This is a genomic window from Tenacibaculum sp. MEBiC06402 (assembly GCF_049239625.1).
Lineage (GTDB): Bacteria > Bacteroidota > Bacteroidia > Flavobacteriales > Flavobacteriaceae > Polaribacter.
The window spans coordinates 22,957-39,190 of the sequence record NZ_JBMKKT010000104.1 but is presented as its reverse complement, the minus strand read 5'-3'; the positions used below and the strand labels follow the sequence as shown (position 1 = coordinate 39,190).

10 protein-coding genes are annotated in these 16,234 nt (G+C 32.0%); 7 read left to right on the top strand and 3 right to left on the bottom strand.

What is annotated here, in order from left to right; translation table 11 throughout:
- Positions 1-2: 2 nt before the first annotated feature.
- Complete coding sequence (locus ACOSP6_RS14335) at positions 3-1,235, bottom strand: exo-beta-N-acetylmuramidase NamZ family protein (protein WP_422094032.1); 1,233 nt, start codon at positions 1,233-1,235, stop codon at positions 3-5.
- A gap of 6 nt (positions 1,236-1,241) precedes the next feature.
- Between ACOSP6_RS14335 and ACOSP6_RS14330 the strand changes: the two genes are divergently transcribed.
- Entirely contained in the window at positions 1,242-2,474 is a 1,233-nt protein-coding gene (locus tag ACOSP6_RS14330; RefSeq protein ID WP_422094033.1) for an ABC transporter permease, read from the top strand.
- Between the two features lie 51 nt (positions 2,475-2,525).
- Here ACOSP6_RS14330 and ACOSP6_RS14325 read toward each other — a convergent pair whose 3' ends face one another.
- Positions 2,526-4,139: a CTP synthase gene (locus ACOSP6_RS14325; RefSeq protein WP_422094034.1), complete on the bottom strand. Its 1,614-nt coding sequence runs from the start codon at positions 4,137-4,139 to the stop codon at positions 2,526-2,528.
- A gap of 217 nt (positions 4,140-4,356) precedes the next feature.
- Here ACOSP6_RS14325 and rpmH point away from each other — a divergent pair, with 217 nt between their 5' ends.
- The 6 genes from rpmH (at position 4,357) to ACOSP6_RS14295 (ending at position 13,732) form a co-directional block, all read left to right on the top strand.
- Positions 4,357-4,518, top strand: coding sequence for a 50S ribosomal protein L34 (gene rpmH, locus ACOSP6_RS14320; RefSeq protein ID WP_028891113.1), 162 nt, complete (start codon positions 4,357-4,359; stop codon positions 4,516-4,518).
- Between the two features lie 125 nt (positions 4,519-4,643).
- Positions 4,644-7,496, top strand: a complete 2,853-nt coding sequence (gene carB / locus ACOSP6_RS14315) for a carbamoyl-phosphate synthase large subunit (RefSeq protein ID WP_422094035.1) — start codon at positions 4,644-4,646, stop codon at positions 7,494-7,496.
- 142 nt (positions 7,497-7,638) lie between these two features.
- A complete protein-coding gene (locus tag ACOSP6_RS14310; protein ID WP_422094036.1) occupies positions 7,639-8,094 on the top strand; it encodes a MarR family winged helix-turn-helix transcriptional regulator in 456 nt (151 codons plus the stop codon).
- A gap of 9 nt (positions 8,095-8,103) precedes the next feature.
- Positions 8,104-9,228: an efflux RND transporter periplasmic adaptor subunit gene (locus ACOSP6_RS14305; protein WP_422094037.1), complete on the top strand. Its 1,125-nt coding sequence runs from the start codon at positions 8,104-8,106 to the stop codon at positions 9,226-9,228.
- Between the two features lie 9 nt (positions 9,229-9,237).
- Complete coding sequence (locus ACOSP6_RS14300; protein ID WP_422094038.1) at positions 9,238-12,396, top strand: efflux RND transporter permease subunit; 3,159 nt, start codon at positions 9,238-9,240, stop codon at positions 12,394-12,396.
- 10 nt (positions 12,397-12,406) lie between these two features.
- Entirely contained in the window at positions 12,407-13,732 is a 1,326-nt protein-coding gene (locus ACOSP6_RS14295) for a TolC family protein (protein WP_422094039.1), read from the top strand.
- 81 nt (positions 13,733-13,813) lie between these two features.
- On the opposite strand, the gene ACOSP6_RS14290 is transcribed toward ACOSP6_RS14295, so the two are convergent.
- Complete coding sequence (locus ACOSP6_RS14290) at positions 13,814-16,219, bottom strand: TonB-dependent receptor domain-containing protein (protein ID WP_422094040.1); 2,406 nt, start codon at positions 16,217-16,219, stop codon at positions 13,814-13,816.
- Positions 16,220-16,234: the final 15 nt, after the last annotated feature.

Sequence of the window (16,234 nt, the reverse complement as noted above, 5' to 3'; positions counted from 1 at the left end):
ATTTAATCATAGATCAAATATTTCTTTCTAATCTTTTTAAAATTTTCTAAATCTTTTTTCCAAGAATTTTCTATTTCTTGTTGTGAAAGTCCTTTTTCAATCTGGCTTTGTAATAATTCTGTTCCTGCAAGTTTCGTGAAGAATTTATTAAAGAATTCTTCTTTTTTGTCAGTCTTCTGATAAGCTTTAATCAACCACTTTAAATTTAACTTTGAAAGGTGTTCTGTATTTCGTAAATCTTCACCAAAACAAGTTTTTTCTTTATGCTTTGGATATTTAGCTCCATCATTTGGTTTTGGAGTAAATGTATAATTCATTTCATTTAAAAATGGAGAACCATAAATTTGAAATTGAAAATTAGTTCCTCTTCCTGCTGAAACATTAGTTCCTTCAAAAAAACATAAGCTAGGGTAGAGGTTGATAGAAGTATCATTTGGTAAATTTGGAGAGGGTTTTACAGGTAAACTATATTTACTAGTGTGGGTATAATTCTTTATAGAAATTACGGTTAAGTCGCATTTTACTTGGTTTTCTAACCAGCCCTCACCGTTAATCATTTTTCCATATTCTCCAATAGTCATTCCATAAACAACAGGAATGGGATGCATTCCAACAAAGCTTTTGTGTTCAGATTCTAATAACGGCCCATCAATATAATGTCCGTTTGGATTTGGTCTGTCTAATAAAATAAGTGGAATATTATTCTCTGCACAGGCTTCCATAATATAATGAAGCGTTGAAATATATGTATAGAAACGTACACCTACATCTTGTATGTCAAAAACAACTACATCTATATTTGTTAATTGCTCTTTTGAAGGTTTTTTGTTTTTTCCATATAAAGAAATAATTGGTAATCCAGTTTTGCTATCAATTCCATCTTTAATATGTTCTCCTGCATCTGCTTTTCCTCTGAATCCGTGTTCTGGAGCAAACACTTTTACTACTTCAATTTCTTTTGAATTATGAATATAATCAACTAGATGAAATGATGTAATTTCAGGATTGAACTTTGATTTCTTTTCTATTATGGAAGTTTGATTAGCAACTATTGCTATTCGTTTTCCTTTCAAAAGAGGAATATAAATTCCAGTTCTATTAGCACCTGGCACAATTTTTTGCTGTACTATATTTTTACCATCATTTATTTTGTTTGGTTGTTTACATGACACATCGCAAAAAATGCTAAGCATAAACAAGAATAAATATGTACTTTTGATGGTGTTATAAATCATGAATTTTTGAATTACGAATTATTTATTGCTAAGCGAATTATTGCAGGCAAAGAGCATAAAAATAGTATATCATCTCCAATTATAAAAATTGCCATAGTAGCTATTACTTTGGGAATTGCAATTATGTTAGTGGCTGTTGCCGTAAGTTCAGGGTTTCAACAAAAAATAAGAGATAAAATAGCTGGGTTTAAAGGTCATATACAGATTACTAATTATGATAATAATAATTCTGATGTTTCCACTATTTCTATTGATGTTAACCAAGAATTTTACCCAAACTTCAAAGATATTAACGGTATAAAGAAAGTACAACCTTATATTAATAAAGGTGGTATTTTAAGAACACCAACAGATTTTCAGGGAATTGTTTTTAAAGGAGTCGATAAGGATTATGATTTTTCTTTTTTTAAAGAGTTTTTAGTAGAAGGAAGATTACCAAATTATAATCAAAAAAGAAATAGAGAAGTATTGATTTCAAAATCAATAGCAGATAGATTACAACTTAAACTAAATGATACCTTACAGGCTTGGTTTGAAAGTGCGACTGCAACTGGTTTTAAAATGAGAAAACCTGTAATAGCGGGTATTTACAATACAGGTTTTCAGGAGTTTGATAATAACATCATATTAGGAGATTTAAAAGAAGTTCAAAGAATTAATAAGTGGAAAGATAATGAAGTCGGAGGTTTTGAAATTTTATTAAATGACTTTGATGAGTTACAAGAAAAAGGAAATCAAGTTTATAGTACTATTGGAGCTACATTAAATGCAGTTACTATTGTAGATAATTTTCCTGCCATTTTTGAGTGGGTAAAGTTATTTGATAATAATGTTTGGTTTATTATAGCAATTATGGTTGTAATAGCTGGAATTAATATGATTACTGCTTTACTTGTTTTAATTTTAGAGCGTGTTCAAATGGTTGGAATCCTAAAAACATTGGGAAGCTCAAACTGGGAAATTCAAAAAGTGTTTTTATATAATGCTTCTTATTTAATCGTAAGAGGATTGATTTGGGGTAATGTTATAGGTTTAGGATTATTGTTGGTTCAAAAGTATTTTAAAATCATTTCGCTTAATCCAGAAACATATTACGTTTCAACTGTACCGGTGAATATAAACATACTTCATTTTATACTATTAAACTTAGGAACTCTAATTTTATGTTTATTAATGCTTGTAATTCCTTCGAAAATAGTTTCAAATATTCACCCATCTAAATCAATTAAGTTTGAATAAAAAAAGCACTCACTTTTGGTGAATGCTTCTTTTTATATGGTAACCTATTGATTATTTCTTTGAATAATTAATTGCAGCTTCAATAAAACTTAAAAATAAAGGATGTGGATTTAACACAGTACTTTTATATTCTGGATGATATTGTACTCCAACAAACCATGGGTGAGTAGGAATTTCTACAACCTCTACCAATCCTGTTTTAGGGTTAATTCCAGTTGCTTTCATGCCAGCTGCTTCAATTTGAGTTTTGTAATCACTATTAAACTCATATCTGTGTCTGTGGCGCTCACTAATATTATTGTTTTTATAAGCTTCGTAAGCTTTCGACTCTGTTTCCAAAGCACAATCCCAAGCTCCCAAACGCATAGTTCCTCCCATATTTGTAATCTCCTTTTGTTCTTCCATAAGATTAATTACAGGATGAGCTGTATTCTCATTCATTTCTGTAGAATTAGCTCCTTTTAAACCAACAACATTTCTTGAATATTCAATTACTGCCATTTGCATACCTAAACAAATACCTAAGAAAGGAATATTATTTTCTCTAGCATACTTTACTGCATCAATTTTACCTTCAATTCCTCTTTCACCGAAACCAGGAGCAACCAAAAGTCCATTCAATCCTTTTAATTTTTTCTCAACGTTTCCGTTTTCTAATTCTTCTGAATGAATCCAACGAACATTTACTTTTGTTTCATGAGTAGAACCTGCATGAATAAATGCTTCCGTAATTGACTTATAAGAATCATGTAATTCAACATATTTACCTATTAAACCAATTTCGATTTCTTGTTTTGGGTTTTTGTATTTTTTTACAAAACAATTCCATTCTTTTAGTTCGGGTTGTTTATCAGAAGATAATTCTAATTTTTTCAATACAACTGAATCTAAACCTTCTTCAAACATTAAATTAGGAACATCGTAAATAGTTTCTGCATCTAACGACTGAATCACATCTTCTTTCTTAACGTTACAGAATAAAGCTAGTTTACGTTTTATATCTTCGGAAATTTCATGTTCAGAGCGACATACCAATATGTCTGGTCCAATTCCACTCTGCATTAACATTTTTACTGAGTGTTGGGTTGGTTTAGTTTTCAACTCCCCAGCTGCCGCTAAATAAGGAACTAATGTTAAATGAATAACAATAGCATTGTCTTCACCTAATTCCCATTGTAATTGTCTTACAGATTCTATGTATGGTAATGATTCAATATCACCAACAGTTCCTCCAATTTCAGTTATAACGATATCATATTTACCTGTATTCCCAAGTAATTTAATTCTACGTTTAATTTCATCAGTAATATGTGGAATTACCTGAACGGTTTTTCCTAAGAACTCACCTTTACGTTCTTTATTTATTACCGATTGATAAATTCTACCAGTGGTTACATTATTAGCCTGAGATGTAGGAATGTTTAAAAAACGCTCATAATGACCTAAATCTAAATCTGTCTCGGCGCCATCATCGGTTACATAACACTCTCCATGTTCATATGGATTTAATGTTCCCGGATCAATATTAATGTATGGGTCTAATTTTTGTATGGTAACTGAGTATCCTCTTTCTTGTAATAGTTTCGCTAAAGAGGCGGCAATAATACCTTTTCCTAAGGATGAAGTAACCCCTCCAGTTACAAATACATATTTTGTGTTGTTCATGCAGTATTAGGTTTGCGCAAAAGTAATAACATTGATAGTTTTCACAATAAAAAACGAAGAAAATTCGATGAGTTTTAGGTTAAAAAAAAATATCTCAAAAAAAAGTATTTAATCACTTGTCAAGTTAAAAAACAGTTGTATATTTGCCAACGCTTTTAGCAGTCGGAATTTCACTATTAGCAAAATTAATTTTTGAATATTTCAAGTTTTATTTAAAATGAGTAAAAGAACTTACCAACCATCGAAAAGAAAGAGAAGAAACAAACACGGTTTCAGAGAAAGAATGGCTTCTGCTAATGGTAGAAAAGTATTAGCTAGAAGAAGAGCAAAAGGAAGAAAGAAATTATCGGTTTCGTCTGAATCAAGACCGAAAAAATAATGATTTAGAGTTGTTTATATCAAGGTGTTACTGTTTATTAGTAACACCTTTTTTTATACCTAATCAATTTATATTTATATTTTTACAACACAACAAGCAAAACACACAAAAACAAAACAACACAAATGCCTAAGAGAAAAGACCTAAAATCGATTTTAATTATTGGATCAGGGCCGATCGTAATTGGACAAGCATGTGAGTTCGATTATTCTGGTTCTCAAGCTTTACGTTCTTTAAGAGAAGATGGAATAGAAACGATTTTAATCAATTCAAATCCAGCTACAATCATGACAGATCCTTCAATGGCTGATCATGTGTATTTATTACCTTTAAAAACAAAATCTTTAATTCAAATTTTAAAGGAACACCCACAAATTGATGCTGTATTACCTACAATGGGAGGACAAACAGCGTTAAATTTATGTATTGAAGCAGATGAGAAAGGTATTTGGGAAGACTTCGGAGTTGAAATTATCGGAGTAGACATTGATGCTATCAATATTACAGAAGATAGAGAGAAATTTAGAGAGTTAATGGGACAAATTGATGTGCCAATGGCTCCTCAAGCAACAGCAACGTCATATTTAAAAGGTAAAGAAATTGCTCAAGAATTTGGTTTTCCATTATGTATTAGAGCATCGTTTACGTTAGGTGGAGCAGGAGCTTCAATTGTTTACAATGAAGATGAGTTCGAAGAATCATTAACGAGAGGATTAGAGATTTCTCCAATTCACGAAGTAATGATTGATAAAGCGATGATGGGATGGAAAGAATACGAGTTAGAGTTATTACGTGATGATAACGATAATGTTGTAATTATCTGTTCTATTGAAAATATGGATCCAATGGGAATCCATACGGGAGATTCAATCACAGTCGCACCGGCAATGACACTCTCTGATCAAACATATCAGAAAATGCGTGATATGGCAATTAAAATGATGCGTTCTATAGGTGAATTTGCAGGTGGATGTAACGTTCAGTTTGCTGTTTCTCCAGATGAGAAAGAAGATATTATTGCCATTGAAATTAACCCACGTGTATCTCGTTCATCAGCATTAGCATCTAAAGCAACTGGATATCCAATTGCAAAGATTGCTGCTAAATTAGCTATCGGATATACATTAGATGAATTAGATAATCAAATTACAAAATCTACTTCAGCTTTATTTGAGCCAACGTTAGATTATGTAATCGTGAAAATTCCTCGTTGGAACTTTGATAAATTCGAAGGTTCTGACAGAACTTTAGGTTTACAAATGAAGGCTGTAGGAGAGGTAATGGGAATTGGACGTTCTTTCCAGGAAGCATTGCACAAAGCGACTCAGTCATTAGAAATTAAACGTAATGGTTTAGGTGCAGATGGTAAAGGTTATAAAGATTACAATCAAGTAATTGATAAATTAACACATGCAAGTTGGGATCGTGTATTCGCAATTTACGACGCGATTGCAATGGGAATTCCTTTGAGTAAGATTTACGATATCACAAAGATAGATATGTGGTATTTAAAACAGTATGAGGAATTATTTCACTTAGAGAAAGAGATTTCTACCTATACAATTGATACTCTTGACAGAGAATTACTTTTAGAGGCTAAGCAAAAAGGATATGGTGATCGTCAGATTGCGCACATGTTAGGGTGTTTAGAAAGTGAGGTATATAAGAAACGTGAAGAGTTGAAAATTAAGCGTGTATATAAGTTAGTTGATACTTGTGCAGCAGAATTTAAAGCTCAAACTCCATATTATTATTCAACATTCGAAAATGAAGTTGAAACTGCTGATGGAGAAAAATTACCTGCGAACGAAAGTATTGTTTCGGATAAGAAGAAAATTATCGTTTTAGGTTCTGGGCCAAACAGAATTGGACAAGGAATCGAATTTGATTATTGTTGTGTTCACGGAGTATATGCTGCAAAGGAATGTGGTTACGAAACAATTATGATTAACTGTAACCCAGAAACTGTTTCGACAGATTTTGATACGGCAGATAAATTATACTTCGAACCTGTATTCTGGGAGCATATCTACGATATCATTAAGCATGAAAAACCAGAAGGTGTAATCGTTCAGTTAGGTGGACAAACAGCACTTAAATTAGCAGAAAAGTTAGATAGATACGGAATTCCAATTATCGGAACTAGCTACAAATCTTTAGATTTAGCTGAGGATAGAGGAAGTTTCTCAACATTATTAAAAGATAATAATATTCCTTATCCAAGATTTGGAGTTGCTACAAATGCAGATGAGGCTTTAGCTTTAGCTGATGAGTTAGACTTCCCAATCTTAGTTCGTCCATCGTATGTATTAGGAGGACAAGGAATGAAGATTGTTATTAATAAAGAAGAGTTATTAGAGCATGTAGTTGATTTATTACGTAAGATTCCAAATAACAAATTATTATTAGATCACTATTTAGAAGGAGCAATTGAAGCGGAAGCGGATGCTATTTGTGATGGAGAAAATGTGTATATCATTGGTATTATGGAGCACATTGAGCCATGTGGAATTCACTCAGGAGATTCTAACGCGACATTACCTCCTTTCAATTTAGGAGAGTTAGTGTTGGAGCAAATTAGAGAATATACAAAGAAGATTGCTTTAGAATTGAATACAGTAGGTTTAATTAATATTCAGTTTGCAATTAAAGATGATAAAGTATATATCATCGAAGCGAATCCAAGAGCTTCTCGTACAGTTCCATTTATAGCAAAAGCTTACAAAGAACCTTATGTAAACTATGCAACGAAGGTAATGTTAGGAGAGAAGAAAGTAACTGATTTTAGTTTTAATCCTCAATTAGAAGGTTATGCTATTAAACAACCAGTATTCTCATTTAACAAATTCCCGAATGTAAATAAGAAGCTTGGTCCAGAAATGAAGAGTACTGGAGAAAGTATTTTATTTATTGATAGTTTAAGAGATGATGATTTTTATGACTTATATGCAAGAAGAAAAATGTATTTGAGTAAATAATCATATCTGAGACATTTTATGAAAGCCTAAAGAGAAATCTTTAGGTTTTTTTTATGTCAAATTTTTAACAGAATGTTAACTGGTTGTATATGCAACTAAGTTATAAAGTAGCCGTAAATTTGTTAACTACAGAAATGTAATAATGGATATAGAGAAAACATTGGCGCCATGGTTAGGTAAAACTACTAAGATGATTGATAATTACATTCAAGAGATGTTTCATGAAATGAATATTAGTCTTACTAAAACACAATGGGTTCTATTAAAAAAACTTCATGAAAAAGATGGTGTCCCTCAACAGGAGTTGGCGTTTCTCACAGGAAGAGATAAAACTTCCCTTACAAGGTTGGTAAATACAATGGAGAAGAAAGGCTTGTTAGCTAGAATTCCTTCAAAGACTGACAAAAGAATTAATCATATTTATTTGACAAAGAAAGGAACTGGACTTTTCCAGAAAACATTACCAGTTATTCAAGATTTCGCAAAGTCGTTACAGGAAAATATTTCAGAGGAAGAAATTCAATCAACAATAAGAATTATTCAAAAAGTACAAGAAAATTTAATATCAAAAACGCAAAACAGTTGCACTAGCAACTAATACTATTATATGAGAAAACTAATCATTACCGGAACGGGTTTAGCTTTATTGGCTTTATCCTTTTTAATTTCGAATTATTTCGAGAACAGTAAAAAGAATCCAAAACCAAAAGCGGTTAAAATTGAAAAGACAGTTTTTGTTGATGAAGTAAAAAATCGTGAAGTACCAATTGTTGTCACTGCTAATGGAAATCTAGTGGCTAAAAACAAGGTTGATATTTATTCTGAAGTTCAAGGTGTTTTGCAAGATACAGGCAAGGATTTTCGTATAGGAACACCATTTAAAAAAGGACAAACATTATTAAAAATTAATAATCAAGAGTTTTATGCATCTATAAAATCTCAGCGCAGTGTTTTACAGAGTTCAATTGCTTCGATAATGCCAGATATAAGATTAGATTATCCCGAGTCCTTTGAAGCTTGGAATTCTTATTTAAAGAATTTTAATATTAATAATTCGTTAGCTCCATTACCCGAGCCTAAATCAAATAAGGAGAAATATTTTATTTCAGGAAAAAATATTTACACAAGCTTTTATAACATAAAGAATCTCGAAGTTAGACTTGGTAAATATAATATTAGAGCACCATTTAATGGTGTTTTAACAGAAGCATTGGTTACAAACGGAACGTTGGTAAGAGCTGGTCAAAAGATGGGTGAATTTATTGATGTTTCCATTTTTGAGTTACCACTTTCAGTAAATGCTAGTTTTGCTGATGTTGTAGTTAAAGGAAAAAAAGTATCACTGCGAAACTTAGAGAAAACTAAAGCATGGGAAGGTGTTGTTACCAGAATTAATGGAAAAATAGATCAAACATCGCAAACAGTAACTATTTATATTGAAGTAAAAGGAGAAGGATTAAGAGAAGGAATGTATTTAGAAGCAGATGTTTCTACGAAACCTATATCTGGGGCTATTGAAATTAATCGAAAATTACTTGTAGAAAATAAAGCAGTTTATGTAGTAAAAGATTCTGTTTTAAGCTTAGTCGATATTAATCCTGTTCATTTTAACGAAAAAACAGTTGTTGTAAAAGGATTAGCGGATGGAAACAAATTAGTTTCAAAACCTGTTGCTGGCGCTTATTCGGGAATGCCAGTTAAGATTTTTTCTGAAAAATCATCAACTAAATAAAGGTACGATATGAAAAAAATTATAGCGTATTTTATTAAGTATCCAGTAGCGGTAAATATTATTATAATTGCTTTTGTGATCTTAGGTTATCTAGGTTTTTCAACCTTAAAATCTTCTTTCTTTCCGCTTACAAGAGTAAAATTTATCAGTATAAATGTAGTATATCCAGGAGCCTCGCCTCAGGAAATTGAAGAAGGAGTAGTTCTTAAGATAGAAGACAATTTAAAAGGAATTGTAGGTGTTGATAGGGTAACTTCAACTTCTTCCGAAAACGCCGCAAGTATTACGGTTGAAACACTTAAAGATTATGATATTAATGTAGTCTTAGCTGATGTAAAAAATGCAGTAGATAAAGTACCTAACTTTCCTACGGGAATGGAACCACCAGTGGTTGCAAAGGTTGAAAATATAAGAGAAACCATAAGTTTTGTAGTAACTGGAGAAGGAATTTCATTAAAATCATTAAAATCAATTGCAAGAGATATTGAAAACGATATTCGCAGATTCGATGGGATATCTCAAATTGGTATTACAGGTTATCCAGCAGAGGAAATTGAAATCGCGGTGAATGAAAACTCTCTTTTAGCTTATAATCTTACTTTTAATCAAGTTGCAAATGCTGTATCGTCTGCAAATATTTTAACTACAGGAGGTTCGGTAAAAACAGATGCAGAAGAATATTTAATACGTGCTAACAATCGTTCCTATTATGGAGATGAGTTAGATAATATAGTTGTAAAGGCTGATGCCTCTGGTCGTATTATTCGATTAAAAGATGTCGCTACAGTAAGAGATATTTGGAACGAAACACCGAACAGAAATTATTATAACGGAAATTTGGCGGTTAGAGTTCAGGTAAGCAACACTAATAATGAGGATTTGTTGTCATCTGCTGAAAAGATTAACGAGTATATTACTAAGTTCAATAAAGAGCACAAGAATGTAAAACTTGAAATTACAAGGGATTCATCTATTACATTAAATCAACGTACAGAGTTGCTTTTTAAGAATGCTTGGCAAGGAATGTTGTTAGTAATGTTGTTTTTATCACTGTTTTTACGTCCTAGGTTGGCATTTTGGGTTGCTGCAGGTTTACCAGTTGCTTTTTTCGGAATGTTCATGTTGGCGGGATATTTTAATATTACAATAAACGTATTGTCATTATTCGGAATGATTATCGTTATCGGAATATTGGTAGATGATGGAATCGTTATATCTGAAAATATTTATCATCATTTTGAGAAAGGGAAAAACCCAATCCGTGCGGCAATTGATGGAACAATGGAAGTTGTACCACCAATTATTTCTGCAATTACAACTACGGTACTAGCTTTTTCGGTATTCTTCTTTTTAGATGGTAATATCGGTGAGTTTTTCGGAGAGGTAGCTACAGTTGTTGCATTAACATTAATACTTTCGTTGGTGGAGGCTCTAATTATTTTACCAGCACACGTTGCACACTCAAAATCTTTGGATAGAAATCAAAAATTATACAAGTTTAATAAGTATGCTGAGGATGTAATGGATTTCATGAGAGATAAACTGTATGCGCCAGCATTAAAGTTTGTATTAGAGTTTAAATTTTTTGGTTTAATAATTCCGATAGGTTTTTTAATGATAACGATTGGTGCGTTTAAAGGAGGGATTATCAGAGGAACTTTTTTCCCATCTATTGCAAGTGATCGTGTCTCTATTAATTTAACCATGCCTCAGGGAACTAATGAAAGAATCACTGATAGTATTATTACGGCTATCGAAGATAAAGTTTGGGAAGTAGAAAAAGAGTTTACCAAGAAGTATGGAAATGAAGGGGAACCGGTTGTTGAAAATGTATTAAAACAAATAGGGCCAGGTTCTGCTCAGGCTTCTTTACGAATTAACTTATTGCCTGGAGAAGAAAGAACTTTTGGTTCTAGAGAAATTACCAATGTAATTAGAGATCGGGTAGGAGGGGTTTATGGAGTTGAATCTTTAACTTTTGGTTCTGGTGGAAATTTTGGAGGAAGTCCGGTTTCAGTTTCTTTATTGAGTAATAATATTCAAGAATTAAAAGCTGCCAAAACAGAACTGAAAGAGGAGTTAAAGAAAAACCAGGAGCTAAAAGATGTTACTGACAACGATCCACAAGGAATTAAGGAAATTAAAATTCAATTAAAGGATAATGCTTATCTATTAGGATTGAATTTAAATGATGTAATGTCTCAAATTAGAAGTGGATTCTTTGGCAGACAAGCGCAGCGTTTTCAACGTGGACAGGACGAGATAAAAGTTTGGGTGAGATATAACAGAAAAGAGCGCTCATCAATCAAAAATCTTGATGATATGCGAATTTCTGCTCCAAATGGAACTCGTGTACCACTTTCTGAAATAGCAACTTATGAAATTGAGCGTGGTGAAATTTCAATTAATCACTTAGAAGGTAGAAGAGAAATAAAGGTTGAGGCAGATATGAAAGATGCGCAGGCCAGTGCTACGGATGTTTTAACTGATATTCAGCAGCGAATTATGCCTGAGTTAAAGGCTAAATATCCATCTGTTTCTGCATTATATGAAGGGCAAAATAGAGAAGCATCAAAAGTTTCTGGTTCAGCAAAAATTGTAGGTCCGGTAATATTATTGCTAATTTATATAGTCATTGTGTTTACATTCCGTTCATATGGTCAGCCATTCATGTTATTGGTAATGGTTCCATTTAGTTTAATTGGTGTTGCTTGGGGACATTACATTCATGGTTTTGCCGTAAACATTTTATCACTTTTAGGAATTATCGCATTAATCGGTATTATGGTAAATGACGGATTGGTACTTATTAGCAAATTCAATACCTATTTAAAGGAAGGCTTAAAGTATGAAGAAGCTTTATTCGCTGCCGGAAAGTCAAGATTTAGAGCAATATTCCTTACTACCATTACAACAGTTGCCGGATTAGCACCTCTGATTTTTGAAACAAGTAGACAAGCACAGTTTTTAATTCCAATGGCAATTTCTATTGCTTATGGAATCATGATTGCTACTTTCTTAACCCTATTAACATTACCAGTTTTATTATCGATTTCTAACTATGCGAAAGTTTATTTCTATTGGTTATGGGAAGGAGAAAGACCTACTAGAGAAGAAGTTGAAAGAGCGATTAAAGAGTTGAAATCGGAAGAAGAAGAATTAGCATAAAATGAAACACATGAAAAAACAAATTGTAATTTTAGTTGGGCTGCTATTGTCAAATAGTGTTTTTTATGCTCAAGAAATTCTAAGCAAAGAGAAGGCTTTAGAACTTACCTTAGAGAACAATTATGATATTCGAATTACTAAAAATAACGTAGCTACCGCAGAAAATAATAAAAGTATTTATAATAGTGGATATTTACCAACAGTTACGGGTAACGCTGGAGCAAGATATACAAATAATGATACGGATATCGAATTTCAAGATGGAACAGTGAACACCGTAACAGGAGCCGAATCTGAAAACTATAATGCTTCAATTGGTTTAAATTATACGATTTTTAATGGTTTTAATAGACAGAATGCTTTTAAACGTTTAAAAGAAAGTTATAACTTAACTGAACTTCAGGGGCGTCAGGTTATGGAGAATACAGTAATAACTTTGTTTATTGCTTACTACGAAGTAGCGAGACTTTCAGAAAATGAATCAACCCAAAAACAAGCGTTAGAAATTTCAAAAGAGCGTTTAAAAAGAGCGAATTATAGCTTTGATTATGGACAAAACACAAAGTTAGATGTTTTAAATGCAGAAGTTGATGTCAATAATGATAGTATAACTTACATAGATGTTCGAAGACAATTGAAAAATGCTAAGCGTGATTTAAACGTTGTTCTAGGAAGAAAGGTAAATACGCCGTTGGATGTAAATACCGATATTTTGTATGATACCGAAATTAATTTGGAAAATATTATTAATAAGGCAAAATCTGAAAATGCTAATCTATTACAATCTAAGAAGAATATTGAACTAAGTCGATTGGATGTTAAAATTAATCAATCAGGTTGGATGCCGAATGTAAGCTTGACAAGTTCTTATGCTTGGAATAGAAATAGTGGAGATGCTACCAATGCTTTTAGTCCAATTAGTAATACACAAGTAGGTTTGAGTGCTGGAGTTAATTTAACATGGAATTTATTTGATGGTGGTAGGACTAGAACAAATGTGAATAATGCTAAAATAGCTTTAGAAACTCAGGAAATTAGAAAAGAACAGTTAGAGGAGCAGTTAGAAAGAGATATAAATAATGCCTGGGAGACATATCAAAATAGTTTGTTTGCATTAAAAGCTCAAGAGAAAAATGTTCAAACTAATAAACTAAATTTTGAACGTTCAAAAGAACGTTATAAACTTGGTCAAATTACTTCTATTGATTTTCGTCAGGCTCAAATTAATTTAATCAATGCAGAATTAAGTAGAAATAATGCTAAATACGTAGCTAAGAATGCAGAATTAAGATTGCTTCAGTTCTCAGGAGAATTATTGAATCATAAGAACTTTTAAAAAGAGAAATCTTATTATAAGTAAAAAGCCGAAGTTATCAACTTCGGCTTTTCTTTTGGTGATTAATCTATTACCCTTCAATTAAAAGAAGCCACCACCTCCTTGTTTTTCGTTACTATCTCTTCTTCTTCTAGACTTAGCTTTGTTTTTTCCACCACCAAATCTGTAGTTAAATCCTAGGTAAGCTGTTCTACTTTCCCACTTAAATCTACCATTTTGTGTAAATGGATTATCTGATGCAAATTGAAATTGCATAGTATTGAAAATATCGTTAACTCTAAATGTTAAGTTTCCTTTACCTCCGAAAACTGTATAATTAGCACCTAAGTTTACCATTTTCATAGGGTCAACTGTCCATTGAATATCTTGAACTGAACCTCTGTACATTGCAAATAATTGTAATCTAAGTTTTTTAGAAACTGTAAAACTGTTACTAATTCTAGCATTAAAAACTTCGTTTTGTACTTCTAATCTAGGTGCAGATGGGTTAGATAAGTCTGCTACTCCAAATTGCTTTTGAGAATAGAAATCCATACTAGCATTTGCTCTCCACCATTTTGCAATTTTATAATTAGATGATAATTCAACTCCATATGCATCGGTATCATCAAAGTTTTGGAACGTTAAAATTTGTCTTACATTATTTGGATCTGCTGGATCTCTGAAAGTAACTCTCGAGATTACATCGTTAATATTTCTGTAGAATGTTCCTAATGTTATTGATCCTCCTTTTACTTTTCTCGTATAGTTTACTTCAATTGAGTTCGTAAACTGTGGTAATAAATTTTCGTTACCTACAGACGTAATTAAAGGTGTGCTCCATTCTCTAATCGGATTTACTTGTTGAATATTAGGTCTATCTACACGTTTACTGTAACTTAATTGAAACTGATTTTTGTCAGAAGGATTGTAGGTAAAGAAAGCAGATGGATAAATAGTAAAAATATCATCCGTGACTGTTTCTGTTCCAACTGTTTCAACGTTGAATTTACCTTCAATATTAAACTGCTCTAATCTCGCACCTAATTGCATTGTAACTTTTCCAAAAGTATGTCCATAATTAGCATAACCAGAGAAGATTTTTCTGTCGTAACTAAATGATGAATTATTAAAGTTAGTTTGGTTAGTTCTATTGGTGTTATCTGTTCCATCCTCACGGTATTCCAATCCAAGTTCTAATTTACCTTTCTCGGAAACAGGGTTTGTATAATCTAGGTTCATTAAAATATTATAACGCTCATTATTGATATCATTAAAATAATTTAATTCTCCATCGTTTGGATTCAATAAATCGTTATTTATAAGTAACTGTGGTGCATCGTTAATAGAGTATGTTGATTCAAATTCAACATTATGTCCTTTCTTTTTGAAATCATGTTTATAATTTACATTATACGTTTGATTATGATTATTGTTGTCTTGAGAGTTTGGTGCGTTACTTACTAAATTATTAGAGGCATCCGAAACTAAGACACGACCATTTGCTCCATTATCAGACCAATTTTGGGTAGTATAGAATGAAAAAGTGTTTTTATCATCAATATACACATCAGCTCCAATTTTAAATAAATGAGATTCATTTTCATTGATAAATAAGAAATCCTGAAAATTCACTCCATCTCTATTGATGAAACCAAAGTTAAATCTGTCTCCGCCATTAAATCCATAGTTTCCAAAAAAGTTGACGTTTCCTGTTTTATAGTTCATGTTTGTAGAAGCATTGTAACGAACATAATGTCCAGTTTCAACTCCTGTATTAAGCGATCCATTGAATCCCATATTGGCGTTTTTATTTAGAATGATATTAATAATACCACTCATTCCTTCTGGGTTATATTTTGCTGATGGATTTGTAATTAATTCAACACTCTTAATCGACGTAGAAGGTAATTGTCTTAATAACTGTGCAGCAGGAATATTCGTAGGTCGCCCATCTACTAATACACGAACATTTTCGTTTCCACGTAAGCTAATATTTCCTGTTTGGCTATCAACGCTAACAGATTGTACGTTGTTTAACAGTTCAGAGGCCGTAGCACCAGCAGAAGTTAAATCTTTTCCAACATTAATAACCTTACGGTCAACTTTTTGTACTACTGTAGAGGTTTCTGCTCTAACTTCAACTTCTTCTAAGGTTGTAGAGTCTTCCTCCAAAGCAATCGTTCCTAGTTTAATATTTCTATTTTTAGAGCCAATTGTAATTTCTCGACTTACAGTTTTGTAACCTATAAACTGAATTTCAACAAAACTTTTTCCTTCTGGAATTTTGGTAACGTTAAAAAGTCCATTATCATCTGTAATTCCTCCAGTTAATACTTTTTTAGCTGCATCTCTAATAATAATATTTACGTAAGGTAATGGCTCTTTAGTTAATTTGTCTATAATTTTTCCTGAAATTTTTCCTGGTCTGGGCAGGTCATCTTTTTTCATTTGTGCAAATGAACTTGTACTAATAGCTAATACAAGTAATAATAAAATTCTTCTCATCTCTTATGTTGTTAT